At 68.6% G+C, this 26,254-nt stretch carries 22 protein-coding genes; 9 read left to right on the top strand and 13 right to left on the bottom strand.

What is annotated here, in order from left to right:
* Positions 1-20 precede the first annotated feature (20 nt).
* The 6 genes from gyrB to dnaA form a co-directional block, all read right to left on the bottom strand.
* Positions 21-2,090: a DNA topoisomerase (ATP-hydrolyzing) subunit B gene (gene gyrB / locus ACIGXX_RS13925; RefSeq protein WP_351169153.1), complete on the bottom strand. Its 2,070-nt coding sequence runs from the start codon at positions 2,088-2,090 to the stop codon at positions 21-23.
* A 265-nt stretch (positions 2,091-2,355) separates the two neighbouring features.
* On the bottom strand, positions 2,356-2,919 hold the full coding sequence (locus ACIGXX_RS13920; RefSeq protein ID WP_361472734.1) for a DciA family protein: 564 nt from the start codon (positions 2,917-2,919) through the stop codon (positions 2,356-2,358).
* A 22-nt stretch (positions 2,920-2,941) separates the two neighbouring features.
* Positions 2,942-4,063: a DNA replication/repair protein RecF gene (gene recF / locus ACIGXX_RS13915; protein WP_399975519.1), complete on the bottom strand. Its 1,122-nt coding sequence runs from the start codon at positions 4,061-4,063 to the stop codon at positions 2,942-2,944.
* A 73-nt stretch (positions 4,064-4,136) separates the two neighbouring features.
* Positions 4,137-5,021, bottom strand: coding sequence for a phosphogluconate dehydrogenase (NAD(+)-dependent, decarboxylating) (gene gnd / locus ACIGXX_RS13910; protein WP_351169162.1), 885 nt, complete (start codon positions 5,019-5,021; stop codon positions 4,137-4,139).
* 89 nt (positions 5,022-5,110) lie between these two features.
* A complete protein-coding gene (gene dnaN, locus ACIGXX_RS13905) occupies positions 5,111-6,241 on the bottom strand; it encodes a DNA polymerase III subunit beta (RefSeq protein WP_160506115.1) in 1,131 nt (376 codons plus the stop codon).
* An 862-nt stretch (positions 6,242-7,103) separates the two neighbouring features.
* Positions 7,104-9,005, bottom strand: coding sequence for a chromosomal replication initiator protein DnaA (gene dnaA, locus ACIGXX_RS13900; protein WP_351169166.1), 1,902 nt, complete (start codon positions 9,003-9,005; stop codon positions 7,104-7,106).
* Between the two features lie 367 nt (positions 9,006-9,372).
* Here dnaA and rpmH point away from each other — a divergent pair, with 367 nt between their 5' ends.
* The 9 genes from rpmH (at position 9,373) to ACIGXX_RS13855 (ending at position 16,310) form a co-directional block, all read left to right on the top strand.
* A complete protein-coding gene (gene rpmH, locus ACIGXX_RS13895; protein ID WP_006381191.1) occupies positions 9,373-9,510 on the top strand; it encodes a 50S ribosomal protein L34 in 138 nt (45 codons plus the stop codon).
* Positions 9,511-9,530: 20 nt separating this feature from the next.
* Positions 9,531-9,902 carry a ribonuclease P protein component gene (gene rnpA, locus ACIGXX_RS13890; protein WP_351169169.1) on the top strand — a complete coding sequence of 124 codons (372 nt, stop codon included), beginning with the start codon at positions 9,531-9,533 and terminating at the stop codon, positions 9,900-9,902.
* On the top strand, positions 9,899-10,258 hold the full coding sequence (gene yidD / locus ACIGXX_RS13885; protein ID WP_399975512.1) for a membrane protein insertion efficiency factor YidD: 360 nt from the start codon (positions 9,899-9,901) through the stop codon (positions 10,256-10,258). Before rnpA ends, yidD begins: the two co-directional genes overlap by 4 nt.
* A gap of 3 nt (positions 10,259-10,261) precedes the next feature.
* Positions 10,262-11,551: a membrane protein insertase YidC gene (gene yidC / locus ACIGXX_RS13880; RefSeq protein WP_351169173.1), complete on the top strand. Its 1,290-nt coding sequence runs from the start codon at positions 10,262-10,264 to the stop codon at positions 11,549-11,551.
* 14 nt (positions 11,552-11,565) lie between these two features.
* Positions 11,566-12,087 carry a R3H domain-containing nucleic acid-binding protein gene (locus ACIGXX_RS13875; RefSeq protein WP_135332061.1) on the top strand — a complete coding sequence of 174 codons (522 nt, stop codon included), beginning with the start codon at positions 11,566-11,568 and terminating at the stop codon, positions 12,085-12,087.
* 99 nt (positions 12,088-12,186) lie between these two features.
* Positions 12,187-12,903: a 16S rRNA (guanine(527)-N(7))-methyltransferase RsmG gene (gene rsmG, locus ACIGXX_RS13870; RefSeq protein ID WP_351169176.1), complete on the top strand. Its 717-nt coding sequence runs from the start codon at positions 12,187-12,189 to the stop codon at positions 12,901-12,903.
* Between the two features lie 307 nt (positions 12,904-13,210).
* Complete coding sequence (locus ACIGXX_RS13865; protein ID WP_351169253.1) at positions 13,211-14,287, top strand: ParA family protein; 1,077 nt, start codon at positions 13,211-13,213, stop codon at positions 14,285-14,287.
* Complete coding sequence (locus ACIGXX_RS13860; protein ID WP_399975507.1) at positions 14,284-15,384, top strand: ParB/RepB/Spo0J family partition protein; 1,101 nt, start codon at positions 14,284-14,286, stop codon at positions 15,382-15,384. Before ACIGXX_RS13865 ends, ACIGXX_RS13860 begins: the two co-directional genes overlap by 4 nt.
* Positions 15,385-15,692: 308 nt before the next feature.
* A complete protein-coding gene (locus ACIGXX_RS13855; RefSeq protein WP_160506106.1) occupies positions 15,693-16,310 on the top strand; it encodes a GNAT family N-acetyltransferase in 618 nt (205 codons plus the stop codon).
* Positions 16,311-16,430: 120 nt separating this feature from the next.
* On the opposite strand, the gene trxA is transcribed toward ACIGXX_RS13855, so the two are convergent.
* The 7 genes from trxA to ACIGXX_RS13820 form a co-directional block, all read right to left on the bottom strand.
* Positions 16,431-16,763, bottom strand: coding sequence for a thioredoxin (gene trxA / locus ACIGXX_RS13850; protein ID WP_135332065.1), 333 nt, complete (start codon positions 16,761-16,763; stop codon positions 16,431-16,433).
* Positions 16,764-16,806: 43 nt separating this feature from the next.
* The gene (gene trxB, locus ACIGXX_RS13845) at positions 16,807-17,766 is read right to left on the bottom strand and encodes a thioredoxin-disulfide reductase (RefSeq protein ID WP_351169183.1); all 960 of its coding nucleotides are present in this window, start codon (positions 17,764-17,766) and stop codon (positions 16,807-16,809) included.
* 182 nt (positions 17,767-17,948) lie between these two features.
* A complete protein-coding gene (locus ACIGXX_RS13840; protein WP_399975502.1) occupies positions 17,949-18,893 on the bottom strand; it encodes a hypothetical protein in 945 nt (314 codons plus the stop codon).
* The gene (gene sigM / locus ACIGXX_RS13835) at positions 18,890-19,624 is read right to left on the bottom strand and encodes an RNA polymerase sigma factor SigM (RefSeq protein ID WP_399975499.1); all 735 of its coding nucleotides are present in this window, start codon (positions 19,622-19,624) and stop codon (positions 18,890-18,892) included. Before sigM ends, ACIGXX_RS13840 begins: the two co-directional genes overlap by 4 nt.
* 33 nt (positions 19,625-19,657) lie before the next feature.
* Entirely contained in the window at positions 19,658-21,367 is a 1,710-nt protein-coding gene (locus ACIGXX_RS13830; protein ID WP_399975495.1) for a protein kinase family protein, read from the bottom strand.
* A gap of 118 nt (positions 21,368-21,485) precedes the next feature.
* A complete protein-coding gene (gene murJ, locus ACIGXX_RS13825) occupies positions 21,486-23,768 on the bottom strand; it encodes a murein biosynthesis integral membrane protein MurJ (RefSeq protein WP_399975492.1) in 2,283 nt (760 codons plus the stop codon).
* A 47-nt stretch (positions 23,769-23,815) separates the two neighbouring features.
* On the bottom strand, positions 23,816-26,170 hold the full coding sequence (locus ACIGXX_RS13820; RefSeq protein WP_399975993.1) for a DUF6049 family protein: 2,355 nt from the start codon (positions 26,168-26,170) through the stop codon (positions 23,816-23,818).
* Positions 26,171-26,254 lie beyond the last annotated feature (84 nt).

Raw genomic sequence — 26,254 nt, 5'->3', positions numbered from 1 at the left:
GTGCGGCTTGTACGGCCGACTCAGATGTCGAGGAAGCGGACGTCCTTGGCGTTGCGCTGGATGAACGAACGCCGTGCCTCGACGTCCTCACCCATCAGCACCGAGAACAGGTCGTCGGCCTGCGCCGCGTCGTCCAGGGTGACCTGGCCGAGAACGCGGTGCTCCTGGTCCATCGTCGTGATGCGCAGCTCCTCGGCGTTCATCTCACCGAGACCCTTGAAGCGCTGGACCGAGTCGTCCCTGAAGCGCTTGCCGGCCTGGCGGCCGAGCTCGACCAGGGCGTCGCGCTCACGGTCGGAGTAGGCGTACTGGAAGTCGTCACGGGACCACTTGATCTTGTACAGCGGCGGGCGCGACAGGTAGACGTGGCCGGACTCCACGAGCGGCCGCATGAAGCGGAACAGGAAGGTCAGGAGCAGGGTGTTGATGTGCTGACCGTCGACGTCGGCGTCCGCCATCAGGATGATCTTGTGATAGCGGAGCTTCTCGATGTCGAAGTCCTCGTGCACACCCGTGCCGAAGGCCGAGATGAGGGCCTGGACTTCCTGGTTCTGCAGGATCTTGTCGATCCGTGCCTTCTCGACGTTCAGGATCTTGCCTCGGATGGGCAGGATCGCCTGGTACATCGGGTTACGGCCGGACTTCGCCGAACCACCGGCGGAGTCACCCTCGACGATGAAGATCTCGCACTTCGTCGGGTCGTTCGACTGGCAGTCGCTGAGCTTTCCGGGCAGCGAGGCCGATTCGAGCAGGCCCTTGCGGCGGGTCAGGTCGCGCGCCTTGCGGGCGGCGACACGGGCCGTGGCGGCCTGGATGCCCTTGCGGATGATGTCCGCGGCCTCGTTCGGATTGCGGTCGAACCAGTCCGTGAGGTGCTCGTGCACGACCTTCTGCACGAAGGTCTTCGCCTCCGTGTTGCCCAGCTTGGTCTTGGTCTGGCCCTCGAACTGCGGCTCGCCCAGCTTCACCGAGATGATGGCCGTCAGGCCCTCGCGGATGTCCTCACCCGTGAGGTTGTCGTCCTTCTCGCGCAGCAGCTTCTTCTCGCGCGCGTACCGGTTGACCAGGCCCGTCAGCGCGGCCCTGAAGCCCTCTTCGTGCGTACCGCCCTCATGCGTGTGGATCGTGTTCGCGAAGGAGTAGACACCTTCGGTGTACTGCGAGTTCCACTGCATGGCGATCTCGGCCGAGAGCATGCGCTCCTTGTCCTCGGCCTCGACGTCGATGACGGTCGGGTGGATCATCTCTCCCTTGCGGGAGTTGAGGTACTTCACGAAGTCGACGATGCCGCCTTCGTAGAAGTACGTCACCGTGCGCGCCTCGTCGGCCTCGTCGTCGGTCGCCTCGGCCGAGTCCGCACCCGCCGTCGCCTTCGCCGAATCGCGCTCATCAGTGAGTTTGATGGTCAAACCCTTGTTGAGGAACGCCATCTCCTGGAAGCGCCGTGCCAGCGTCTCGAAGGAGTACTCGGTCGTCTCGAAGACGTCCGGGTCGGCCCAGAAGGTGACCGTGGTGCCCGTGTCCTCGGTCGCCTCGTGCTTGGCCAGCGGGGCCGTCGGCACACCCAGCTTGTAGTCCTGGGTCCAGCGGTAGCCGTCGGTCTTGATGTCGACGGCGAGCTTCGTCGACAGGGCGTTCACGACGGAGACACCGACGCCGTGCAGACCACCGGAGACCGCGTAGCCGCCGCCGCCGAACTTGCCGCCCGCGTGGAGCACGGTGAGCACGACCTCGACGGCCGGCTTCTTCTCCACGGGGTGGATGCCCACCGGGATGCCTCGGCCGTTGTCGACGACGCGCACGCCGCCGTCGGCGAGGATCGTGACGTCGATGGTGTCCGCGTGACCGGCGAGGGCCTCGTCGACGGAGTTGTCGACGACCTCTTGCACGAGGTGGTGCAGGCCGCGCTCACCGGTCGACCCGATGTACATGCCGGGCCGCTTGCGGACCGCGTCCAGACCCTCGAGGACGGTGATCGCGCTGGCGTCGTACAAGGCTGTGACCTCGCCGTTCTCGCCAACGACGGTAGACGGGATGTTCTCGTTGGGGTTGCCGGAATCGGCCACGAAGCGCCCTTTCTGGCACAGCACAAGCCAAGCACCCGGCGGTGGCCGGAGCGGCTGCGTCGTTCAGCGATAGTCAGCGTTGTTCTATGCGTCCCACAAGTGGGGCGGGATTAGCTTCCAGTCTACCGGTAGCGCCGACAGTGATGGGGGTTTGCCGGTACCTGAGTCCGCATGTGCCGTCCTGAAGCGGCATCCTCCGACTCCCCATATGCGGAGCGGGGCCCTAGGAGGCTCACAGCGGCACTCAGCGCTTCGGAGCGTCAACCCCGAGCTACCACCCGGTACGGCCTCAGCCGTAGGTGTCACCGGGGCCCGTGCTGCCCGGGGCGCGCAAGGGTCCGAAGCGGCGCGGGGGGCCGCCGGGACCGAGGACTTTGATGAGGCGCACGGTGCCGTGACCGAGGTCCTCGTTGAGGCGCGCGACCAGTTGGGGGGCCATGAGACGCAGCTGCGTCGCCCACGCCGTGGAGTCGCACTGCACCGTCAGGATGCGCTCGCCCTCGTCGTACTTCTGCGGGACGCAGTGCTTGGCCAGGTCCTCGCCGACGATCTGCGGCCAGCGGCCCATCACCCCGCCGACCGCGGCCGGCGTCTCCCAGCCGCGCTCGGTGATCAAACGGTTGATCGCGGAGCCGAGCGGCTGCGGGTCGCGCCCGTCGGCGCGCGCACCGGAGCGAAGGCCGCCCCTGCGGGCCTGCTTCTTCTGCTGCGCCGCGTCGCCACGCGCGCGTGCCTGCTCCTTGGCGGCACGCAGGGCGACCCGGGCCAGGTCGATGCCGGAGGGCTCGGGCGTCTTCGGCGTGTCCTTGGGAGCGTCCTTGGGGGTGTTCTCGGCGGGCTCTTCGGCGCTCATACGGACTCCCCGTTCCGACGCGTCATACGCGTTCCACCGCGCCGTCCGCCACAGCGAACCGCGTCCCGGCGAGCACGCCCGGCACGTCGTCGTCCACCGCGGCCGTGACCAGGACCTGCTCGCCCGGCGCCACCAGCTCCGCCAGGCGCTCCCTGCGGCGCGTGTCGAGCTCCGCGAACACGTCGTCCAGGACGAGCACCGGTTCGTTCCCCTCGGCGCGCAGCAGGTCGTACGAGGCCAGCCGCAGCGACAGGGCGTAGGACCAGGACTCGCCGTGGCTCGCGTACCCCTTCGCGGGGAGCTGGCCCAGCTTCAGGAGCAGGTCGTCGCGGTGCGGCCCGACCAGCGTCACGCCCCGCTCGATCTCATGCTTGCGCGCCTCTTCGAGGGCGGCGATCAACTGCTCGTACAGAACCTCGCGCGTATGGCCGTCGCCCGGCGCCGACGGCTTGTACTCCAGCGTGACGGGGCCGCCGCCGGGTGCCAGCTGCTCGTACGCCTTGTCGGCGAGCGGCTGCAGCGCGGCGATGAGGTCGAGCCGCTGTGCGAGCAGCTCGGCGCCCACGGTCGCGAGGTGCTGGTCCCAGACGTCGAGCGTGGACAGGTCCATGGTGCGCCCGCCGTGCCGCCGGGCGAGGGCGGCCGACTTCAGGAGGGTGTTGCGCTGCTTCAGCACACGGTCGTAGTCCGAGCGCACGCCCGCCATGCGCGGGGAACGCGCCGTGATCAGCTCGTCGAGGAAGCGCCGGCGCTCACCGGGGTCGCCCTTGATCAGCGCCAGGTCCTCGGGCGCGAACAGCACCGTACGGACGATTCCCAGTACGTCACGGGGCCTGACCTGCGATGACCTGTTGATACGGGCGCGATTGGCCTTGCCCGGATTGAGCTCGAGCTCGATCAGCTGCTGGCGCTCGCCCTGCCGGACCGCGGCCCGGACGACGGCACGCTCGGCGCCCATGCGCACCAGCGGGGCGTCCGACGAGACCCGGTGGCTGCCGAGCGTGGCGAGATAGCCGACGGCCTCCACGAGGTTCGTCTTGCCCTGGCCGTTCGGGCCCACGAACGCGGTGACGCCCGGGTCGAGAGGGACCTCGACCCGGGCGTACGAGCGGAAGTCGGCCAGCGACAGATGCGTGACGTGCATGGTGTGCGCCGACCTCCCCCGGCCCTACTTCACTTGCTGTCAGCCCCGCGCGGTTTCCCGCACAGGCTGTGGATCAGTGCTCGCTCTTGGACTCGACGGCGTGGCCGCCGAACTGGTTGCGCAGCGCCGCGATCATCTTCATCTGCGGCGAGTCGTCCTGCCGCGAGGCGAAGCGGGCGAAGAGCGAGGCCGTGATCGCGGGCAGCGGCACCGCGTTGTCGATGGCGGCTTCCACCGTCCACCGGCCCTCGCCGGAGTCCTGCGCGAAGCCGCGCAGCTTCGCCAGGTGCTCGTCGTCGTCCAGGGCGTTGACCGCCAGGTCGAGCAGCCAGGAACGGATGACCGTGCCCTCCTGCCAGGAGCGGAAGACCTCGCGCACGTCCGTGACGGAGTCGACCTTCTCCAGGAGCTCCCAGCCCTCGGCATAGGCCTGCATCATGGCGTACTCGATGCCGTTGTGAACCATCTTCGAGAAGTGGCCCGCGCCGACCTTGCCGGCGTGCACGGAACCGAAGTCACCCTCGGGCTTGAGGGCGTCGAAGATCGGCTGGACCTTCGCGATGTTCTCGGCGTCGCCGCCGTACATCAGCGCGTAGCCGTTCTGCAGGCCCCAGACGCCGCCGGAGACGCCGCAGTCGACGAAGCCGATGCCCTTGGCCGCGAGCTCCTCGGCGTGCTTCTCGTCGTCCGTCCAGCGGGAGTTTCCGCCGTCCACGACGACGTCACCGGGCTGGAGCAGCTCGGCGAGCTCGTCGACGGTGGACTGGGTCGCGGCTCCGGCCGGAACCATCACCCATACGACACGCGGACCCTTGAGCTTGCCCACAAGCTCTTCGAGGCTGTGGACGTCCGCGACGTCCTTGTTGCGGTCGTATCCGATGACGGTGTGGCCTGCGCGGCGGATGCGCTCGCGCATGTTGCCGCCCATCTTGCCGAGGCCGACGAGACCGAGCTCCATCAGTGGTTCCTTAAGTAGCGATGTGGCGTGGAGGCACCTTCGTACCCGCGTCCGAGCCTACGCCCGGACGCCCGCTCACACCTGTGGGCTCAGCCGCTCAGACGTACAGGCATGATCAGGTACTTGTACGCCTCGTCGGCCTCCGCATCCACGGCCGGCCGGCCGCTCAGGAGTGCGGGCTTCGTCGACGTCGTGAACGACAGCTGGGCGACCGGGGAGTCGATCGCGCTCAGGCCGTCGAGCAGGAACGTCGGGTTGAAGGCGATCGAGACGTCGTCGCCGTCGAGCTGGGCGTCGACCCTCTCCACAGCCTGTGCGTCGTCGCTGGAGCCGGCCTCCAGGATCAGCACGCCCTGCTCGAAGCTGAGCCGGACCGGAGTGTTGCGCTCGGCCACCAGGGCCACGCGCTTCACGGCCTCGACGAACGGGGCGGTCTCGATGACCGCGATCGAGTTGAACTCCGTGGGGAAGAGCGTCTTGTACTTCGGCAGGTCGCCCTCGAGGAGACGCGTGGTCGTACGCCGACCGGCGCCCTCGAAGCCGATCAGACCCTCACCGGCACCGGAGCCGGACAGCGCCAGAGTGACCGTGTCGCCGCTCGTGAGCGCCTTGGCGGTGTCCAGGAGCGTCTTGGCGGGCACCAGGGCCACCGCGGACGCCTCGGGGTTCTCCGGCTTCCACAGGAACTCGCGGACCGCGAAGCGGTAGCGGTCGGTGGAGGCCAGGGTGACCGTGTCGCCCTCGATCTCGATGCGTACGCCGGTCAGGACGGGCAGCGTGTCGTCGCGGCCCGCGGCGATGGCCACCTGGGCGGCGGCGGAGGCGAAGACCTCACCGGGGACCGTGCCGGTCGCCGTGGGCATCTGCGGCAGCGCGGGGTACTCCTCCACAGGAAGTGTGTGGAGTGTGAATCGCGAGGAGCCGCAGACCACCGTGGCGCGCACACCGTCTGTGGAGATCTCCACCGGACGGTTGGGAAGGGCGCGGCAGATGTCGGCGAGCAGCCGGCCGGAGACGAGGACCGTGCCCTCGTCGTCGATCTCGGCGTCGACGGAGACCCGCGCCGAGACCTCGTAGTCGAAGCTGGAGAGGCTCAGTGCGCCTTCCTCGGCCTTCAGCAGCAGGCCCGCCAGGACAGGTGCCGGAGGCCGGGCCGGGAGACTGCGCGCCGCCCACGCCACCGCCTCTGCGAGTACGTCGCGTTCCACCCGGATCTTCACTTAGCCGCCCTCCTGCTGTTGCTGGCACTGGGGACCAGTCTGACGCACAGCACTGACAGTGGGTGCCTCTCGGGGTCAAGTCGTGACGAGGCGCGCTGGAGGTCCGGAGCGAGAGTTGTGCACAGGCCCCTCTTCGAAGCCAATTCCCCGGTGACTCTAAGTGGGAGTAGTAGTAGGGCCTGTGGAAACCGTGGATAACCGTGTATTCGCAGGTCAGAGCCAGTTTTTTATCCACCGCGCCTGTGGGCGGAGACGGTGGACAACCGGTGGTTTCTGTGGACGGGCGAAAGTTCTGCACACCCGGTGCACAGGCAGGGGGTACTTCTCCCCAGCGCTGTCCCCAGCTTTACCCACCTTCCCCACAGGCCAACCGACCTCCTTGGTGTGACGCCTTTCACTCGGCACGGTGACGGGGCGCGTTGCGTTGCCGAACAGTGGACAGCCGTGTGGAGAAGCTGGGGAAAGCTGGGGACAACCGGCCCGAGCCTGTGGGTTGCCGGTGGACAAGTTCATGCACACCCTGTGGGTGAAATTCTTATCCACAGCCTGTGGAGGATCGTCGTCCACGAATCCACAACCACCTGACCTGGCTTGATGATCCTTCAGCAGGGTCCCCTGTGGACAGCATCTGGACAACTTCCCGGTCCCCAGGGTGTGGAAGGAAAAAAGACCCCGGATCTGTGGAGAACACGCCTCTCAGCTGGGGAAATCGAACAGTGGAGGGCGACGGACTGGGGTCACGGGGGGTCCACGGGCGGGTGCGCAACGGCAAAGGGCGCCCCGGAAGTTGTCCCGGGGCGCCCTTCGATGACGTGTCGTCGCTGCGTCTGCGTGGCTCTCAGCGAACCGCTCGACGCGTCCGTCAGCCGTTCTTGATGCGGTTGGTGAGCTCGGTGACCTGGTTGTAGATCGAGCGCCGCTCGGCCATCAGCGCGCGGATCTTGCGGTCCGCGTGCATGACCGTCGTGTGGTCGCGGCCGCCGAACTGCGCGCCGATCTTGGGCAGGGAGAGGTCCGTCAGCTCACGGCAGAGGTACATCGCGATCTGGCGGGCCGTCACCAGGACGCGGCTGCGCGAGGATCCGCAGAGGTCGTCCACTGTCAGCCCGAAGTAGTCCGCCGTCGCGGCCATGATGGCCGGAGCCGTGATCTCCGGAGACGCGTCCTCGCCGCCCGGGATCAGGTCCTTGAGGACGATCTCCGTCAGACCCAGGTCCACCGGCTGCCGATTGAGCGAGGCGAAGGCCGTGACCCGGATCAGCGCGCCCTCGAGCTCACGGATGTTGCGTGAGATGCGGGACGCGATGAACTCCAGGACCTCGGGCGGGGCGTTGAGCTGCTCCTGCACCGCCTTCTTACGAAGGATGGCGATACGCGTCTCCAGCTCCGGCGGCTGGACGTCGGTGATCAGTCCCCACTCGAAGCGGTTGCGCAGCCGGTCCTCCAGGGTCACCAGCTGCTTGGGCGGCCGGTCACTGGAGAGCACGATCTGCTTGTTCGCGTTGTGGAGCGTGTTGAAGGTGTGGAAGAACTCCTCCTGCGTCGACTCCTTGCTCGCCAGGAACTGGATGTCGTCGACGAGCAGGATGTCCATCTCGCGGTACCGCTTGCGGAAGGTGTCGCCCTTGCCGTCGCGGATGGAGTTGATGAACTCGTTCGTGAACTCCTCGGAGCTCACGTAGCGCACGCGCGTGCCGGGATAGAGGCTGCGGGCGTAGTGCCCGATCGCGTGCAGGAGATGCGTTTTGCCGAGCCCCGACTCTCCGTAGATGAAGAGGGGGTTGTACGCCTTGGCGGGAGCCTCGGCGACGGCGACGGCCGCCGCGTGCGCGAACCGGTTCGACGCACCGATCACGAAGGTGTCGAAGAGGTACTTCGGATTGAGGCGCGCGGTGGGCTCACCGGGGGCCGACGCGGGCGCCGGCTGTGCGGCCAGCGGGCCGGGAGAGCCGCTGCCGTGGACACCGTGGCCGCCATGGCCCCCGTGCCCGTTGCCGTGGCCACCGCCCCCTCTGGGGTCGTGTCCCCCTGACCCGGGGGACTGCTCGTGCCGCTCCCGCCGGTCGTGGCGGTCCTGCTGGTCCTGGCGCTCCTGGCGGTGCTGCTCGTACGGGGAGCGCCCCTGCGGCGGCTGCGACCGGTAGTCGTGCTGGGGCTGCTGGGGGCTCGCGTACGGGTCCCGCTCGGGGAAGCCGAGCCGCTGCTGCTGCCAGCCGTAGTCGTCCTGCTGCTGGGGCTGCTGCTGCGGCCAGGCGCCGGGCCCGGGGCGCTGGTAGTCGGGGTACGCGGGGCGGGCGGTCGGCAGCTGGTCGGGCCCGCGGCCCGAGGAGTGCTCGTCCGGGGTGCGGCGGCCGTAACCGTCGTACGACTCATGTCCCTGACCGGGGCCCTGGTGCTGCTCCGGCTCGTCGTAGCGCTGCTGTTGTTGCTGGCCGGACTGCTGCTGGAGGGGCGGCGCCGGCGGGGTGGGCCGGTCCATGGGGTCGCCGACCGAGTCGTCCACCGTGATGGCGATACGGATCGGGCGGCCGCACTCGCGGCTCAGCGACTCGCTGACGATGGGTGCGAGACGTCCTTCGAGCACGCCCTTGGCGAATTCGTTCGGTACGGCCAGCAGCGCGGTGTCGGCCACCAGCGCCAGGGGCTGGCAGCGCTTGATCCAGCGCTCGTCCTTCGCGTCTACACCGTGCCCCCGCCCCTCGCCCAGCAGCTGCTCCAGCACTCGTGGCCACACTGCGGCAAGATCGGCAGGTACGTCAGCCACAAGGCACGCTCTCTCACGGGGTCCCACGAAGGTGTGGTTCTTGGGACGGAAATCGGGATGGGCAGGGAGAAGGGAATGAATCGGAGTTTGGCCACGGTAGTCAGGGCAACGGCTGCGGTTCAAGTTGTTGTCCACAGGCTGTGCACAGTGTCTCTCCCTGACGGTCGGTTTGACCGGATGGCGTAGCCCCGCGTACCGTGACCAGGTCGAGTTGTCGATGGCTGCTGCCGCCTGCCTCCGATGGGCAAAGATCACGATCTGTGATTGTGAAGCGGTGCACTCGGTGCGTATTCGCGAGCTTCTCGTGGGCGCACGGTGACAGCCAGGCGATGTCCCGCCACCACACAATCATTTCTGGAGCCCCCGAGTGAGCAAGCGCACCTTCCAGCCGAACAACCGTCGCCGCGCCAAGACCCACGGCTTCCGCCTGCGGATGCGCACCCGTGCCGGCCGCGCGATTCTCGCGAACCGTCGTGGCAAGGGTCGCGCCAGCCTTTCCGCTTAATCGCATTAGGTCATGACGTCGTGCTGCCTACCGAGCATCGGCTGAGGCGGCGCGAAGACTTCGCGACCGCGGTACGCCGAGGACGACGAGCCGGACGCCCGGTTCTCGTCGTCCATCTGCGTAGCGGTCCAACGGACCCGCACGCGCCTGGGGAGAGCGTTCCCCCGACGCGTGCGGGTTTCGTCGTGAGCAAGGCCGTTGGCGGAGCAGTCGTACGCAACAAGGTGAAGCGCAGGCTTCGCCATCTGATGCGTGACCGGGTGGCCCAGCTGCCCCCCGGTAGCCTGGTAGTCGTACGAGCGTTGCCCGGTGCGGGCGACGCCGCCCATGCACAGCTGGCCCAAGACCTGGACGCCGCCCTTCAGCGGCTGCTGGGAGGGGGCGCTCGATGAAGTACCCACTGCTGGCTCTGATCAAGCTGTATCAGTGGACGATCAGTCCGCTGCTTGGTCCGGTGTGCAAGTACTACCCGTCGTGCTCCCGCTACGGCTACCTGGCCATCGACCGGCACGGTGCGATCAAGGGAACGGCGCTCACTGCCTGGCGCATCCTGCGGTGCAATCCGTGGTCGCTCGGTGGTGTCGACCATGTCCCGTCGCGCAAGCGCCCGCGGTGGCACGAGATGCTGCGTGCCACGTGGCAGGAACGCAAGGGCGGGCCCTCCGCCGCTGGCGTGCCGTCCGGGGAGACCTCCCCGGATACTCCGAGCCCGGCCGCCGAGACCCCGTCCCATGCTCAAGGAGCCTGATTAGTGGACACGATTGCCAGTCTGTTCAGCTTCATCACGACACCCGTTTCCTGGGTCATCGTCCAGTTCCACTCGCTGTACGGGGCGATCTTCGGCCCTGACACGGGCTGGGCCTGGGGCTTGTCCATCGTGTCCCTGGTGATCCTGATCCGTATCTGCCTGATCCCGCTCTTCGTGAAGCAGATCAAGGCCACCCGGGCGATGCAGACGCTGCAGCCCGAGATGAAGAAGATCCAGGAACGCTACAAGAGCGACAAGCAGCGTCAGTCCGAAGAGATGATGAAGCTGTACAAGGAGTCGGGCACCAACCCGCTCTCCTCGTGCCTTCCCATCCTGGCGCAGTCGCCGTTCTTCTTCGCCCTCTACCACGTGCTCTCCGGCATCGCGTCGAACGACACCGTCGGTGTCATCGACAAGCCGCTGCTCGAGAGCGCGCAGAAGGCGCACATCTTCGGCGCCCCGCTGGCCGCGAAGTTCATGGACAGCGAGGAAAAGGTCGCGGCGCTCCACGCCTCGCTGACCGACGTCCGCGTCGTGACCGCGATCATGATCGTCCTGATGTCGTTCTCGCAGTTCTACACGCAGCGCCAGCTGATGACGAAGAACGTGGACACGACGGTCAAGACGCCGTTCATGCAGCAGCAGAAGATGCTGATGTACGTGTTCCCGATCATGTTCGCCGTGTTCGGCATCAACTTCCCCGTCGGTGTTCTCGTCTACTGGCTGACCACCAACGTGTGGACCATGGGCCAGCAGATGTTCGTGATCCGCCGGAACCCGACTCCGGGCTCCAAGGCCCAGGCCGCGTTCCTGGAGCGCCTGCAGAAGCAGCTCTCGCACACCAAGAAGGTGCGGGGCCGCGGCAACGCGAACGTCATCAAGGCGATCGTCGCCAAGGGCCGTGACCGCAACGAGTTCGAGCGCAAGTTCATCAACGGTCTGAGCAAGGCGGGCCTGGCGGCCCAGGCCGACGGCTCCGTCGCGCCGAGCGAGTCCGTCGCCACGGAGACCGAGGACGGCGCCACCGCCGCCGGCGCCCCGAAGCGGCAGCAGCCCAAGCGCCAGAGCAAGTCGCAGCGCCAGTCCGCCGCCGCACACAGCAAGGCGGAGAGTGACGCGGAGACGCCTTCGGATGCGAAGACGTCGCTGGAGAAGACTCCGGACGAGCCTGAGGACGCCGCTCCCAAGGGCAAGGCCGCGGGCGGCAAGACCGGGTCAGGGAACGCACGCAGCCAAGCCAAGTCCGGGCAGCGCAAGGGCCAGCAGCGCCCCAAGCACCCGTCCAAGAAGTAGAAGGAGTCCATCCCGTGACGGAAGGCACCACCGCCCCCGCCGAGGCCGAGGTCGAGGCCGGCGACACTCTCACCCGCCTTGAGCAGGAGGGCGAGATCGCGGCGGACTACCTCGAGGGTCTGCTGGACATCGCCGATCTCGACGGCGACATCGACATGGACGTCGAGGCCGACCGCGCCGCTGTCTCGATCATCAGCGACTCGAACAGCCGCGATCTGCAGAAGCTCGTGGGCCGTGACGGTGAGGTTCTGGAGGCGCTCCAGGAGCTGACGCGCCTCGCGGTGCACCGGGAGACCGGTGACCGCAGCCGCCTGATGCTGGACATCGCGGGCTACCGCGCCAAGAAGCGCGAGGAGCTCTCCGAGCTGGGTGCCAAGGCCGCGGCCGAGGTGAAGAGCTCCGGCGAGCCGGTGAACCTCAAGCCCATGACGCCCTTCGAGCGCAAGGTCGTGCATGATGCGGTCAAGGCCGCCGGTCTGCGCAGCGAGTCCGAGGGCGAGGAGCCGCAGCGCTTCGTCGTCGTGCTTCCCGCCTGATCGCACGTCGTTCCCCCGGCCCCGTCTGTTCGCAGGCGGGGCCGGTCTTTGTCAGCCTGATAGTCAGCCACCCCAGTGCGGTACGGAAGGACGGTCCCCGTGACGGAGGCAGCGGAGCTCCCCTCGGCGCCCGAGCAGGCCCGGGCGGTATTCGGTGAGCGCTTCTCGGACGCGGTCCGGTACGCGGAGTTGCTTGCCGACGCGGGGGTGCAGCGTGGCCTGATCGGCCCCCGTGAAGTGCCTCGGCTGTGGGAGCGGCACCTGCTGAACTGCGCGGTCCTCTCCGAGGTCGTACCCGAGAACGTGATGGTGTGCGATGTCGGCTCGGGCGCGGGTCTGCCGGGCATTCCGCTGGCACTCGTGCGGCCGGACCTGAAGATCACCTTGCTTGAGCCGCTGCTGCGGCGCACGAATTTCCTCACCGAAGTGGTCGAGCTGCTCGGACTCGACCACGTGACGGTCGTGCGTGGGCGCGCCGAGGAGGTCCTTGGCAAGCTGCCTCCCGTCCACGTGGTGACCGCGCGGGCCGTAGCGCCACTGGACCGCCTCGCGGCCTGGGGCGTGCCGCTCCTGCGTCCCTACGGGGAGATGCTGTTGCTCAAGGGCGACACGGCCGAGGAAGAGGTCAAGGCCGCAGGTGCCGCTCTGAGCAAGCTCGGTGCCGTGAACACCTCGGTGCTGCATGTCGGTGAGGGTGTGGTGGACCCACTGTCCACGGTCGTGCGGGTGGAGGTCGGGGAGAGCCCCGGCGGTGTGCGCTTCGCGGCCAAGCGCGCGAAGGCGGCCCGGACAGGGCGGACTCGGCGTCGTCGCTGAGCGGTCACCCAGCCTCCTGCCGAGGCGTGCCGCGCTCGTCGTTCATCCGTCCTGACGACGAGCCGTACTCCACAAAAGCTGCCAAACGTACGCATACCGGGGTGTCGCGCAAGCGGCACCCCGGCTGCCGTGCATCGTGTTTCACGTGAAACGTCGCTCACTGCTGCATGGCATCATCAGTCGCGGCCGCGCTGCGGAACCTCGCGACCGGCGGCCACTCGGTTCCCTCGACAAGGGGACGGAGTTGTCCACAGAGGTGGATTCGTCCACAGAAGACCGGGCCTCGCTGGTTCACGAACCTCAAAGCATGGGAGGCTCTGTTCATTGCGAGCCTGAAGTCGAGGAGAGTGAATCCTTGCGGTCCGACGCCAACATCGCGGGACCGATGACCGATCCGGTCCCCGGTCCCCGTACCGAGTCGGCGGGGGAGGATGTTTCACGTGAAACACCGCCCCCGATGGACGACACCCCTATCGGTCGTGCTGCCCAACTGGCGGTGGAAGCCCTGGGCCGTGCAGGCGAGGGCCTGCCACGACCCGAGCAGACCCGAGTCATGGTGGTTGCCAACCAGAAGGGTGGAGTGGGCAAGACGACGACAACCGTCAACCTCGCCGCTTCACTCGCTCTGCACGGCGCGCGCGTCCTGGTCATCGACCTCGACCCGCAGGGCAACGCCTCCACGGCTCTGGGTATCGACCACCACGCGGAAGTGCCGTCGATCTACGACGTGTTGATCGACAGCCGGCCGCTCTCGGAAGTCGTGCAACCGGTCCCCGATGTCGAAGGACTCTTCTGCGCCCCGGCCACCATCGATCTCGCCGGTGCGGAGATCGAGTTGGTGTCGTTGGTGGCACGGGAGAGCCGACTCCAGCGGGCGATCCAGGCGTACGAGCAGCCGCTGGACTACATCCTCATCGACTGCCCGCCGTCGCTGGGACTGCTGACGGTCAACGCCCTGGTTGCCGGCGCGGAGGTGCTGATCCCCATTCAGTGCGAGTACTACGCACTGGAAGGCCTCGGTCAGCTCCTGCGCAACGTCGACCTGGTGCGGGGGCACCTCAACCCCCACCTGCACGTCTCGACGATCCTGCTCACCATGTACGACGGCCGGACCCGGCTCGCCTCACAGGTGGCGGACGAGGTGCGCACCCACTTCGGTGAAGAGGTCCTGCGGACGAGCATTCCCCGCTCGGTCCGCATCTCCGAGGCGCCGAGCTACGGCCAGACCGTGCTCACCTACGATCCGGGATCCAGCGGTGCCCTCTCGTACTTCGAGGCGGCACGGGAGATCGCGCTCCGCGGCGTCGGCATTCGCTACGACGTCCAGCACGCCCACATGGGCGCTCAGAATGATCAGCACAGCACGACGGAGGGGATGCAGTGAGCGAGCGACGGAGAGGGCTGGGTCGTGGCCTCGGCGCCCTGATCCCTGCGGCCCCGACGGAGAAGTCGACCGCCCAGGCCATGAGCGGAGCTTCGGCTTCGCCCGGTGCTGTACCGGTACTCACCGCCGAGCGGGGTGTGGCGGCCGCGAAGGTGACGGCGCTCCCGCAAAGCCCCGTTTCACATGAAACGGAGCAGCCGCCGAACGGGGCGGTGGAGGTCGAGGAGAACCCGGCCGGTGCGCACTTCGCCGAGCTGCCTCTCGACTTCATCACGCCGAACCCGAGGCAGCCCCGTGAGGTCTTCGACGAGGACGCCCTCGCCGAGCTCGTGACCTCCATCAAGGAGGTCGGGCTTCTCCAGCCCGTCGTCGTACGGCAGGTAGGGCCCTCGCGCTACGAGCTCATCATGGGCGAGCGGCGCTGGCGGGCCTGCCGGGAGGCAGGGCTCGAGCGCATTCCGTCGATCGTCCGCGCGACGGACGACGAGAAGCTCCTCCTGGACGCGCTCCTGGAGAACCTGCACCGTGCGCAGCTGAACCCGCTGGAAGAGGCTGCCGCCTACGACCAGCTGCTCAGGGACTTCAACTGCACGCACGACCAGCTGGCGGACCGGATCGGCCGTTCCCGCCCGCAGGTCTCGAACACCCTGCGGCTGCTGAAGCTGTCGCCGGGGGTTCAGCGCAGGGTCGCTGCCGGAGTGCTCTCCGCGGGCCACGCCCGTGCTCTGCTGTCCGTCGAGGACTCGGAGGAGCAGGACCGCCTGGCGCACCGGATCGTGGCCGAGGGGCTGTCGGTGCGGGCCGTCGAGGAGATCGTGACCCTCATGGGTTCGCGGCCGCAGAGTGCTCCGCGGGCCAAGGGGCCGCGTGCGGGCGCGCGAGTGTCGCCGTCGCTGACCAGCCTTGCCACCCGTCTCTCCGACCGGTTCGAGACCCGGGTGAGGGTGGACCTGGGGCAGAAGAAGGGCAAGATCGTCGTCGACTTCGCCTCGCTGGAGGACCTGGAGCGCATCCTCTCGACGCTCGCCCCGGGTGAGGGTCCGGTCCTGAAGAACGGACTCGCCGAGGACGACACGTCCGAGGGCGACGAAGCCTGATCCTCATCAGTCAGTCCGCCTGGAGCGGGCCGTGTCCGGTGTGTACCGGAACACGGCCCGCTCTTTGCTTTCTTACGGTATCGGTGCAATCGCATCGTGGATACGATGCGATTGGGTATGGCGCATCCAGCTGGCGACACCTCACTGGGGAGGGGAGGGGCCATGCGATCGGTGAGCCGCACCGGACTGATGACTGCGGGCCTTGGGCTGGGAGCCGTCGGCGGATTCGTCGGCAGCCTGCTGAAGGAACGGAGCGCTCTGACTGCCGCCCGTGATGCGGCGGGCGAAGGAAGTGAGGAACAGCCTTCATGGGGCGTCGGCTCGTACCGCTCACGCTGGACAACCTTCCGGACCTTCCCCAGCGTTGCCGGACGTGTGTCTTCTGGGAGCTGGACCCGGTCAGCGGCCAGGCCGCGGTAAAGGCCGGTACACCGGAGCTCGAGAAGGAGGCGTGGATCTCCGCCGTCCTGCTGGAGTGGGGATCCTGCGGCCGAGTCGTCTACGTCGATGACGTGCCGGTCGGCTTCGTGCTCTACGCCCCGCCGGCGTACGTGCCGCGCGCCACCGCCTTTCCGACGAGCCCCGTGTCCCCCGATGCCGTGCAGCTGATGACCGCCTGGATCATGCCGGGCTATCAGGGCCAGGGGATCGGCCGTGTGATCGTCCAGACGGTCGCGAAGGATCTGCTGCGCCGCGGGTTCAAGGCGATCGAGGCCTTCGGGGATGCGCGATGGGAGAAGCCCGCCTGCGTCCTGCCCGCCGACCATCTACTGGCGGTGGGCTTCAAGACGGTCCGTCCGCACCCCTCGTATCCACGGCTGAGGCTTGAGCTGCGTACGACGCTCTCCTGGAAGGAGGACGTCGAGTTGGCGCTCGACCGACTGCTTGGGGCGGTGCAGAAGGAGCCCGTGCTCCGGCCGCTCTGACGCACCCTGTCCCTCACGCCTGGCGATCACCCCGGTCATGCGAATGGGCCAACCCCGGAGGGTTGGCCCATTCGTGTTTCACGTGAAACAACGCGTCGCTCGTCGCGACGCCGCTGCTCGCTACTCGGCGATGAAGTCCGCGAGGTCGCGCTCCAGAGCAGCCTTCGGCTTGGCGCCGACGATCGTCTTGGCCACCTCGCCACCCTGGTACACGTTCAGGGTCGGGATGGACATGACGCCGTACTTGGCCGCGATGCCCGGGTTCTCGTCGATGTTGAGCTTGACGATCTCGATCTTGTCGCCGTGCTCAGCCGCGATCGCCTCGAGCGACGGGGCGATCTGGCGGCACGGTCCGCACCAGGCGGCCCAGAAGTCCACCAGGACGGGCTTGTCGTTCTTCAGGACGTCTTCCTCGAAGGAGGCGTCGGTCACGTTCTTCAGAGTGCCGGCCACGGCGGGCTCCTTAACTTGGTGGTGCGGTGGGGAGGATGGGGTGTCAGACGGTGGCTGCGGCCGTCTCGCTGTCCACGAGGGCAGCGAGGAACCGCTCGGAGTCGAGGGCGGCGGAGCAGCCGGTGCCGGCCGCCGTGATCGCCTGGCGGTACGTGTGGTCGACGACGTCACCGGCGGCGAAGACACCGGGCACGTTCGTCCGCGTCGAGGGCGCGTCCACCTTCAGGTAGCCCTCGTCGTCCAACGTGAGCTGGCCCTTGAAGAGCTCCGTGCGCGGGTCGTGGCCGATGGCGATGAACAGGCCGGTCACGGGCAGCTCGGAGGTCTCGCCCGTCTTCAGGTTGCGCAGCGTCAGTCCGGAGAGCTTCTGCTCGCCCTTGATCTCGGCGACCTCGCTGTCCCAGATGAAGCTGATCTTCGGGTCGGCCAGTGCGCGCTCCTGCATCGCCTTGGACGCACGCAGGCTGTCGCGGCGGTGCACGATCGTCACGGACTTGGCGAAGCGGGAGAGGAAGGTGGCCTCCTCCATCGCGGTGTCGCCGCCGCCGATCACGGCGATGTCCTGGTCCTTGAAGAAGAAGCCGTCACAGGTCGCGCACCAGGAGACGCCGCGGCCGGAGAGCGCGTCCTCGTTCGGCAGGCCGAGCTTGCGGTGCTGGGAGCCCGTGGTCACGATCACGGTCTTCGCGCGGTGCACGGTGCCCGCCGTGTCCGTCACGGTCTTGATCTCGCCGCTGAGGTCGACGGAGATCACATCGTCCGGCACCAGCTCGGCGCCGAAGCGCTCCGCCTGGGCCCGCATGTTGTCCATGAGCTCGGGGCCCATGACGCCGTCCTGGAAGCCGGGGAAGTTCTCCACCTCGGTGGTGTTCATCAGCGCACCGCCTGCGGTGACGGCGCCCTCGAACACCAGGGGCTTCAGCGACGCTCGCGCGGTGTAGAGCGCCGCCGTGTAGCCGGCGGGCCCGGAGCCGATGATGATCACGTTACGGACGTCGGTCACGGCTTGATTCCTCGTCTCTGGAGACTGCTGCGTACTGCTGGTGGGTGCCTGTCTCAGGTCTCTCACCCCACCCAACGGATCCTACGGGGCGTGCATTCCCGACGTGTCCGAGCGCACGGAAGCATGTCAGGGACGTCAGGATGCCACGCTGGGCCGAGTCCACCGCCGCGGCGGCGAGATGGTCAGGGCCGCGTGTAGGAGTTGGTCAGCAGTACCTTGCCCGCAGCGGTGGCCGAGGACGCCTTGTCCACGCACGTCGCGTCGATGACGTACGCGGAGACCTTCGTGCTGTCGGAGTCATGGGACGCCACGACGAGGTAGGCGTCCTTCCCCTGGTAAGTGCCCTCTTCGGCGGCGAGCGGTGTGCGGTCGCCGATGCCGAGCTGGATGCACTGCGGGACGGTGACCGTGGGCTCGCGCTTCGGCACGGTCTTGTCCTTCGGGGACTCCGGGCTGGAGCGCACGTCGAAGGACGGCTTGTCGCTGCTGCCGGACTCGGGCGCCGTCGTGGGGGCCTTGGCGAGTAGGTCGGTCACTTGGCCCTTGAGCGTGCCCTCGGAGAAGGCGTGCGCGGAGTCGGAGTGGCCCGATGCCGTGTCGCCGTTACCGCCCGAGTCGCCGCCCACGTTCTGTATCAACAAGGAACCGAGGCCGATGGCGGCCGCCGTGAAGACGGCACCGAGTACGACGTTGCGCCGACGGCCGTTCCGGAACCTGCCGCCGCGTCCGGGCCCCGTGGCGGCACGGGGGTGGCCGGCGGGCCGGTCTGCGGGCGGGCTGGAGGCGGGCGTTGTTTCACGTGAAACACGCACAGTGGCTGCGGGCTCGCGTACCGGCTCCGGATCGATCAGCTCGACGGAGCCGGGCGCGATGGAGTCCAGCAGTGCTTCCGCCGCCAGTGCCGCGTCGATACGCCCGGCGATGTCGGCCGGCATCCGTGGCGGCCCCGGCAGCGTGCCGAGCATGCCGCGGATCTCTTCCAGGGAGTCGTAGACATCGGCACAGAGCGTGCAGTCGTCCAGGTGGCGTCGGACGTCGACGGTTCGGGAGGGGGTGAGCAGGCCCTCTGTGAGGTCGGAGATCTCAGCGACTTCTGGGTGCTCGGCCGAGTCGGTCGTGGTTGTCACGCTCGCCCACCTCCGCCCTTCACAGCAGCTGAATCGCTTGGTCCCGCATCCCGTGGTCCCGCTGCAGGTGGGACGGATGTCCCCTGCGTCCGGTTCCTTCCCGGGCCCGACTTCTTGCCGTCCTTGTCGGTGGCGCCGTCTCCACTCTGAATACGGGGCTCCGTACGCAGGTGGGTGAGCAGCGGCAGCAGTCTTGCTCTGCCGCGTGCGCAGCGGCTCTTCACGGTGCCGGTGGGTACATCGAGCACACGGGCGGCCTCGGCGACCGGATAGCCCTGCATGTCCACCAGGACGAGGGCGGCGCGCTGGTCGTGCGGCAGCGTGCCCAGTGCCTCGACGAGCTCGCGGTGCAGATCGCCGCGCTCGACGGGGGCCGCCGCGGACTCGTGCGGCTCCAGGAGCTGCTCGAGCCGTTCGGTGTCGTCGATGGGGGAGGTCTTGCGGGAGGCCGCCTTGCGTGCCCGGTCGAGGCAGGCGTTCACGGTGATCCGGTGCAGCCACGTCGTGACGGCCGACTGTCCGCGGAAGGTGTGCGCGGCACGGTAGGCGGAGACCAAGGCGTCCTGGACGGCGTCAGCGGCCTCCTCGCGGTCTCCCAGCGTGCGCAGGGCCACGGCCCACAGGCGGTCGCGGTGGCGCCGGACGAGCTCGCCGAAGGCGTCCTTGTCCCCTTCCACGTGGCGGGCCAGGAGTTCCTGGTCGTTCATCTCGCCGTGCGTGGTGTCGTCCACCGTCGAACCCCCCTCCCCCGGTGAGCCTCGGCCTCAGCCCGCGAACTTCACGTCCGTGATGGCCTGCTTGTACCCGGAGCTGCTGTACTCATCACGGGGCGACTTCGGTACATCCGTGATCCAGACGAGTACGTACTGCGTCGTGACGGGTTTCTTCGCCTTGATCTTCGCAGTCGTGCCCGTGGTGGTGACGGTCCCGATCTTCTTCATCGAGGTCGGGGGCGTCGACGAGGACATCGAGTCCGCGGCATACAGCTCGACCGTCGTGTGGTCGCCGGGGTATCGGAGCCCGAGCGACGCGGTCGACACGTGCTCCTCCTTGCCAAGGTCGTAGACGATACCGACGCCGGGCTTGTACGGGGCCAGCTCGGGGCCCTCTATGAAGCTCTTGGACCGCCAGTACGTCGAGTCGTCGCCGTCGTAGGTGTTGGGGACGCCCTCAAGATCCTGCGGGTTGCCGTCGAGGGAGTACTCCTCGCCCTTCGCGATCTTGATCGGATGAGCGGTCTTCGGCTTGCTCTTGTCGCCTTCGTCGGAGGTGTCCGCGCTGCCGGGGTCATCGGAGTTCTTCCGGTCCATCAGTGCGTCCGCCAGCTGCCAGCTGCCAAGACCCAGGGCTGCGATGAGCAGCGCGGACACGGCCCACTTGAGGGCCTTGCCCGTACGGCTCTGCAGCGGGGGCGGCGGGGTCGCAACGGGCTGGGTGACGCCCGGGCGGGGCGTGGTGCGGCCGTAGGTGCCCTGCTGATAGGTCGTGCGCTGGTACTCGGGCGGTGCGGTGAACGCGGGCTCCGGCGGGCGGATGCGCGGCATCTCACCGATCGCCTTCACCAGCTCCTCCGGCGTCGTGCACGGCGGCTCCTGGCGGGAGGCGGTCGCACCGTCGTTCACGAGCGCGCGCATGGCGAGCTCGGACAGGCCCCTGTGCACGCCCGCGCGCACCTGGTCGGGGGCGATCAGGCCGACGCCCTTGGGCAGTCCGGAGAGGCCGTAGGCATCGTCCTCGTACGGCCAGCGCTGGGTCAGTGAGGCGTACAGCAGCGCGCCGATCGCTTCGGTGTCCGTGCGCTGCGGGGTGTCGGAGCTGATGCCGCGCAGCGCCGCGTTCACGGCGAGACCGCGGATGCGGTACTGCCCGGAGGACGTCCGCAGGACCGCGCTCGGGGTCAGCCGCAGGTGGGCGAGACCCTCGCGGTGAGCGGCCGCCATGGCCTGGGCGACCTGACTGACGAGCTGGTACGCGTCGTGCGCCTCAAGAGGGCCCGCGGCGAGCAGCGCGGTGAGTTCCGTGGCGTCGGGCAGCCACTCGTGCACCACATAGACGAGGTCGTTCTCCTCGACCGCGTCCAGGACGTGCACGAAGCGGGGGTCGCCGAGCAGCGCCGACGAGCGGGCCGCTGCGAGGACCGATCGTGCCCGCGGATGGTCGGCGGGCAGCAGATGCACGCCGACGGCCCGGCGGAGCTTCTCGTCCACCGCACGCCAGCTGCTGAAACCGTCCAGACGGGTGACGCATTCTTCGAGTCGGTAGCGTCTGGCGAGCTTGTGACCGCTGTGCAGCTCGGGGGGTGATGCCGCCCCCGGGCTTGTGGGCTCACCGGTCTCCGCTACGCCTTCTTCTGCCGTTTCCCGCTCCCGGGTCTGGGCCACCCCGTCGGCCGTGGCCTCGTCCGCCTTCGCGGTCAGCGGCTCATCGCCGCTGTTGTCTGCCACGTCGACGGCAGCCGTGCTCCGTTCCGCCACCGTCGTTCCTGCCTCCCCATCCGTTGCGCTTCGTCAGACGCCAAAGCCAATTGTGCCCACAGTCCGGCGCTATGCACGACACGCGGTGGCCGGTGATGGTTGTGCGAACCCCTGCATCTCACCGTCCGAGACGGCCGCGGACCATCCCGACCATCGAATTGAGCTCCGCAATCCGCATCTTTCGGGCGGCGATGAAGAAGACGCCGCCGAGGACGATTCCGCCGACCACCAGAGCGATGAGGGAACCGCCTGCGCCGTCGCCCAAAGTCTTGAGAATCCCGAAGCCGGCGGCGCCGGCAAGAAGGGCCGCCGGAATCGACGCCCCGATGAGCCTCGTGTACGTACGTGCCACCTGTGCGCCGTCCAGGTCGCCGCCCAGCCGCTTGCGCAGCCGGCTCCAGGCGACGCCGACACCGACGGCGTAGGCGAGGCCGTAGGACGCGGCCATGCCGACGACGGCCCAGCGGGCGGGCAGGACGAAGAAGCAGGCCGCCGAGGCCGACGCGTTGACGGCCGCCACGATGACCGTGTTGTAGAACGGCGTGCGCGTGTCCTCGTAGGCGTAGAAGCCCCTCAGGACGACGTACTGGACCGAGTACGGGATCAGGCCGAGGCCGAAGGCCATCAGCGTGTAGCCGATGTTCAGCGCGCCCGAGCCGGAACTGGCGTAGAGCAGGGTGGCCATCGGAACGCCCAGGGCGACGAAGGCGAAGGCGCAGGGCACGATCGCCACGGCCGAGGTGCGCAGGCCGTAGGAGATGTCGTCCCGGACCGCTGCGGGATCTCCGTCGTTGGCGGAGCGGGAGATGCGGGGCAGCACCGCGGTCATCACCGAGACCGTGATGATGGCCTGCGGCATCTGCCACAGCAGCAGCGCGTAGTTGTACGCGGTGATGCCGGTGCCGGGGTGCCCCAGATCCTCGGCGGTCGCGCCCGCGCTGGTGGCCAGCTGAGTGACGACGACCATGCCGAGCTGGTTGGCGAGGACGAAGAAGAGGGTCCACTTGGCGAGCCGGGCGGCCTTGCCGAGGCCGTGACCGCGCCAGTCGAAGCGGAGCCGGATCTTGAATCCCGCCTCGCGCAGGTACGGCACCATCGCCAGGGCCTGCACGGCGAGGCCGAGCAGGGTCCCGATGCCCAGCAGCCGGGCGCCTTCCGGCGTGATGGTGGAGGCGTCCATGTCGGTCGAGTTGAAGCTGCCGAAGGCCCAGATGAAGGCGCCGAAGGTGGCGATGACCACGACGTTGTTGAGGACCGGCGTCCACATCATCGCGCCGAACCGGCCGCGCGCGTTGAGGACCTGGCCGAGCACGATGTGCACGCCCATGAAGAACATCGTCGGGATGCAGAAGCGCGCGAAGGTGACCGTGACGTCCAACCGGACGGGGTCGTCGGCGATCGTCGGCGACATCATGCGTACGAGCAGTGGCGCGGCCACCACACAGATGACGGTGACGCCCGCGAGCAGGACCATGACGAGCGTCAGGAGGCGGTTGGCGTAGCCCTCGCCGCCGTCGTCGTCGTTCTTCATGGCGCGCACGAGCTGGGGGATGAAGACCGCATTCAGGGCGCCGCCGCCGACGAGTACGTAGATCATCGTCGGAAGGACGTTGGCGACCTGGTACGAGTCGTTGAGGGTGCCGACGCCGATCGCGGCGGCCATGACCAGGGTGCGCGCGAAGCCGGTGAGCCGGGACACCAGCGTGCCCGCGGCCATCACCGCGCTCGACTTCAGCAGGCTCGCCGCGCGACCGCCGCCGCCCGACTTGGGGGCCGGGGCGGGGGTCGGGGGAGCTGCCGGGGCTGGGACCATCGGGGGCTCGGGGGGCTGGTAGCCCCCGGGCTGCTGCGGATAGCCGTTGCCCTGCGGGTATCCAGTGCCCTGCGGGTAGCCGTTGCCCTGGGGATAGCCGTCCTGCTGCTGGTAGCCCCCGGACTGCTCGCGGTAGCCGCCGGGCTGCTGGTCCCGGAAGAGGTGGGCGAAGGCGTCCGGCTCGTGGCGCTCCTCGCCGGCCTGGGTGACCAGGTCGTCGACGCCCACGAACTGCGTCGTACGGGCGTCGTCGCCGTACGGGAGGTGCCGGGTCGGGCCTTCGGGTTCGGGGGCCGGGGTCTGGGCCCACACGCGGGGGTCGGGGGCGTGCTGCGGGGAGGGCGGCTGGGCGTAGAGCGGCTGAGGGTCCTGGTAGTAACCGGGAGGCGGCGGGGGGTGCGCGGCGCGGTCGTACAGCGCCTCGGTCACCGGATCCTGGGCGGTGAGGTCCTGTGCCCGGTAGGGATCCTGGTCGTAGGCGTCCTGGAGGTACACGTCCGGGGCAGGCTGGGGTGGCACGTGCCCGTCCTCAGGGGGACCGGACCCGCCCGCGCCCTGGCCACGGTCACCGTCGTACGGCGCGTTCATGGATTACCCCACCTCATCGTCCCCGGGCCCACCGGCCACGACATCGCTCAACGGTCCACTCTCTCACCCGTGTCCGACGGGTCGGTGCTTTCCGGAGCGGTGTCCGGTGTCGGGTCACTCGGCTGCTCGGGGTCGTCCTCCCCCGACTCCGTGCCGGACTCGCCGTCCGGGCCGTCCTCCGGGCCTTCCTCGGCCTGCTGCCGGGCGGCCCGCTTGCGCTGCGTGTACATCCGGAATCCGGCGAGCACGAGGAGCAGTACGCCGCCCGCGATGACCAGCATCACGGTGAGGGTGATCTCGGTGACGTTCACGTCGAAGCGGACCGGCTTGCCGTACGGCTGGCCGTCCTCGGTGTAGAGCTGGGCGTATACCGGGACCGGGCCGTTGGCATTGGCCGTGGTGGTGAACTTCACCGACTGGGCGTGCCCGCCCGCGACCTTCACCGGCTGTTCCCAGTAGGCCTTGTCGCCGATCTTGAGACGCGTGGGGTTCTCCGAGGTCAGGCGCAGAACCATGTGATCGACGTCTTGGACCAGGTTGTTCTGCACCGTCACCGGGATCGTCGCGCTGCGCCCCGAGAGCTTCGCGTCGGACTTGTCGATCAGCGCCACCTGCTTGACGAGCGTGGTCAGGTAGTTCTCCACGCCCTCCCGGAAGGTCGCGGCCTCGGCGGCCCTGCCCCGCCAGGACGTCGACATCTCGCGGTCTATGGCCCGCCCGAAGGGGGTGATGACGCGGTCGGGCTCGCTGAGGATCGTCTGGAAGCGGTTGAGCTTGTTCTGGGTTCCCTGAATCGACTTGAAGGCCGACTTCGGCAGCTCCTGCTTGCGCAGCGACGCCGGATAGGCACCGGTCGAGGGCACCTGGGTCGTGGCCCGCGGGTCCGGCTTCGCCTTGGCCGCCGCCGATAGGTCCTGCGACTCCGACCAGCGCTCGTCGGAGAGGGCGGTCAGCGCCTTCGCCATCGACTGGGCCTGGCTGGCGGACGGCATGCGCTGCGGGGCGACGACGACGGTGCGCTGCTTGTCCGGATCCTGCAGCGTGACCATCAGGCTCTGGGCGAGGAACTGCTGCACGGCGAGCGTGGAGTTCTCGGCCCCCGTCATGTCGCCCTGGAAGGCCGTGGAGAGGCGTGCGTCGGCCACCACGGCCGTCGTGCCGCCGCCGATGGGCCGGGCGGCGTTGGGCGTGTACGGCAGCGCGCTGGAGTCACGCAGGCTGTCGCTCCGGGCGATCACCGTGTGGGCGCCGGCGGAGGTGGAGACATCGACGATCGACGGATCGAGGGCACCGTCCACGGGCCACGCGAAGTCCGACTGCGGCTTGACGTGGAGGATGGACTCCACGGCCAGCGCCCCCGCGTCGGTGGCGTCCTTGAGCTGGCCCAGGGAGCCGGTGACGGTCTTGCCGTTGTGGGCGAGCGAGGCCAGGTCGGGATCGGCGAAGGGCAGGGCGACGACCTTCTTGTCCTGCTTGTCCTTCACGGTCTGCTCGAGCTTGTTGAGCCAGTCCTTGGCGACCGCCTGGCCCTTGCCCGCCGTGGTGCTCTTGCCGTCGGCGGTCTGTACCCGGTAGTTCCGCGTCATCGCGTCGACCGAGGCCAGCAGGTCGGGATCGATGACCCAGGTGACATCGAGCTGGCGGCCCAGGGCCAGCATCTGCTCCAGGCGACCGCCGGGAGCGAGTTCCTTGGCCAGATCGTCGTCCGTGAAGACGGGCGTCTGCTGCTCGTCCGAGCCGGTCTCCGCCGTGAGGTGCGCGGTGGAGATGAGCGGCCACAGATAGGTCGTCCTGGTCTTCGTGCCGGTGCCGCCCGACTGCCACGGAAGGAAGGTCCGCTCGAAGCCGAGCACCTGGGACCAGGGCTGGGTGGTGGTCCGGCCCGAGAGTGAGACACCGAGCTGGTAGACGCCGTCGGCGCCGAGGTCCAGGGCCTTGACCGGGACGGAGATGCTGAAGTCCTGGCGGATGCCGGGGGCGAGCTTGGAGAACTTCTTGACGTACTTGCCGCCGATCTCCGTGCCGTCGGCGCCCGACTGGTAGCCGGTGCGCTTGGCGGCGGAGTCGATCTGGCTCCGGCCGTTCAGGACCGGCCCCAGGCGCAGCCCGACCGTGGCTCCCGCTACCGTCTGCTTGCCCTCGTTGGTGACGGTGCCGGAGACGGTGAGCGTGTCACCGTCCGACGGGGCGGTGGGTGTGAGTTTGTTGAGCGAGACGTCCACGGTGTTCGAACCGGTGGCGTCCGCCGCCGCGCTCGGTGCCGCGGCGTGCGCGGTCGGCGCCGCCGACAGCTGCAGCATGCCGGTCAGCAATGGAGCCCCAGCCAGCAACGCTGCCGTTCGCCGCAGCCACCGGCGGGCAGGTGAGGGACTGGTCCCCGGGAAGTCTGCCGCCTCGGCCACGCGTTGCCCGTCCTCGTTGTCGTCAGTGGTCGTCGGTTGTGCGTCCACGCATGGTAACGAGGTGCGCTGTGGCGAAGTGCCGCG

It is taken from the genome of Streptomyces sp. NPDC055243 (assembly GCF_044544025.1).
In the GTDB taxonomy this organism is placed as follows: domain Bacteria; phylum Actinomycetota; class Actinomycetes; order Streptomycetales; family Streptomycetaceae; genus Streptomyces.
This window is presented reverse-complemented; position numbering and strand designations above follow the sequence as displayed.

Coding starts and splice junctions, on each gene's coding strand:
- yidD (WP_399975512.1), top strand. CDS start 9,899: ATGAAGTACCCACTGCTGGCTCTGATCAAGCTGTATCAGTGGACGATC.
- ACIGXX_RS13920 (WP_361472734.1), bottom strand. CDS start 2,919: ATGAGCGCCGAAGAGCCCGCCGAGAACACCCCCAAGGACGCTCCCAAG.
- ACIGXX_RS13855 (WP_160506106.1), top strand. CDS start 15,693: ATGGGGCGTCGGCTCGTACCGCTCACGCTGGACAACCTTCCGGACCTT.
- murJ (WP_399975492.1), bottom strand. CDS start 23,768: ATGAACGCGCCGTACGACGGTGACCGTGGCCAGGGCGCGGGCGGGTCC.
- gnd (WP_351169162.1), bottom strand. CDS start 5,021: ATGGAGCTCGGTCTCGTCGGCCTCGGCAAGATGGGCGGCAACATGCGC.
- ACIGXX_RS13865 (WP_351169253.1), top strand. CDS start 13,211: ATGGGAGGCTCTGTTCATTGCGAGCCTGAAGTCGAGGAGAGTGAATCC.
- recF (WP_399975519.1), bottom strand. CDS start 4,063: ATGCACGTCACGCATCTGTCGCTGGCCGACTTCCGCTCGTACGCCCGG.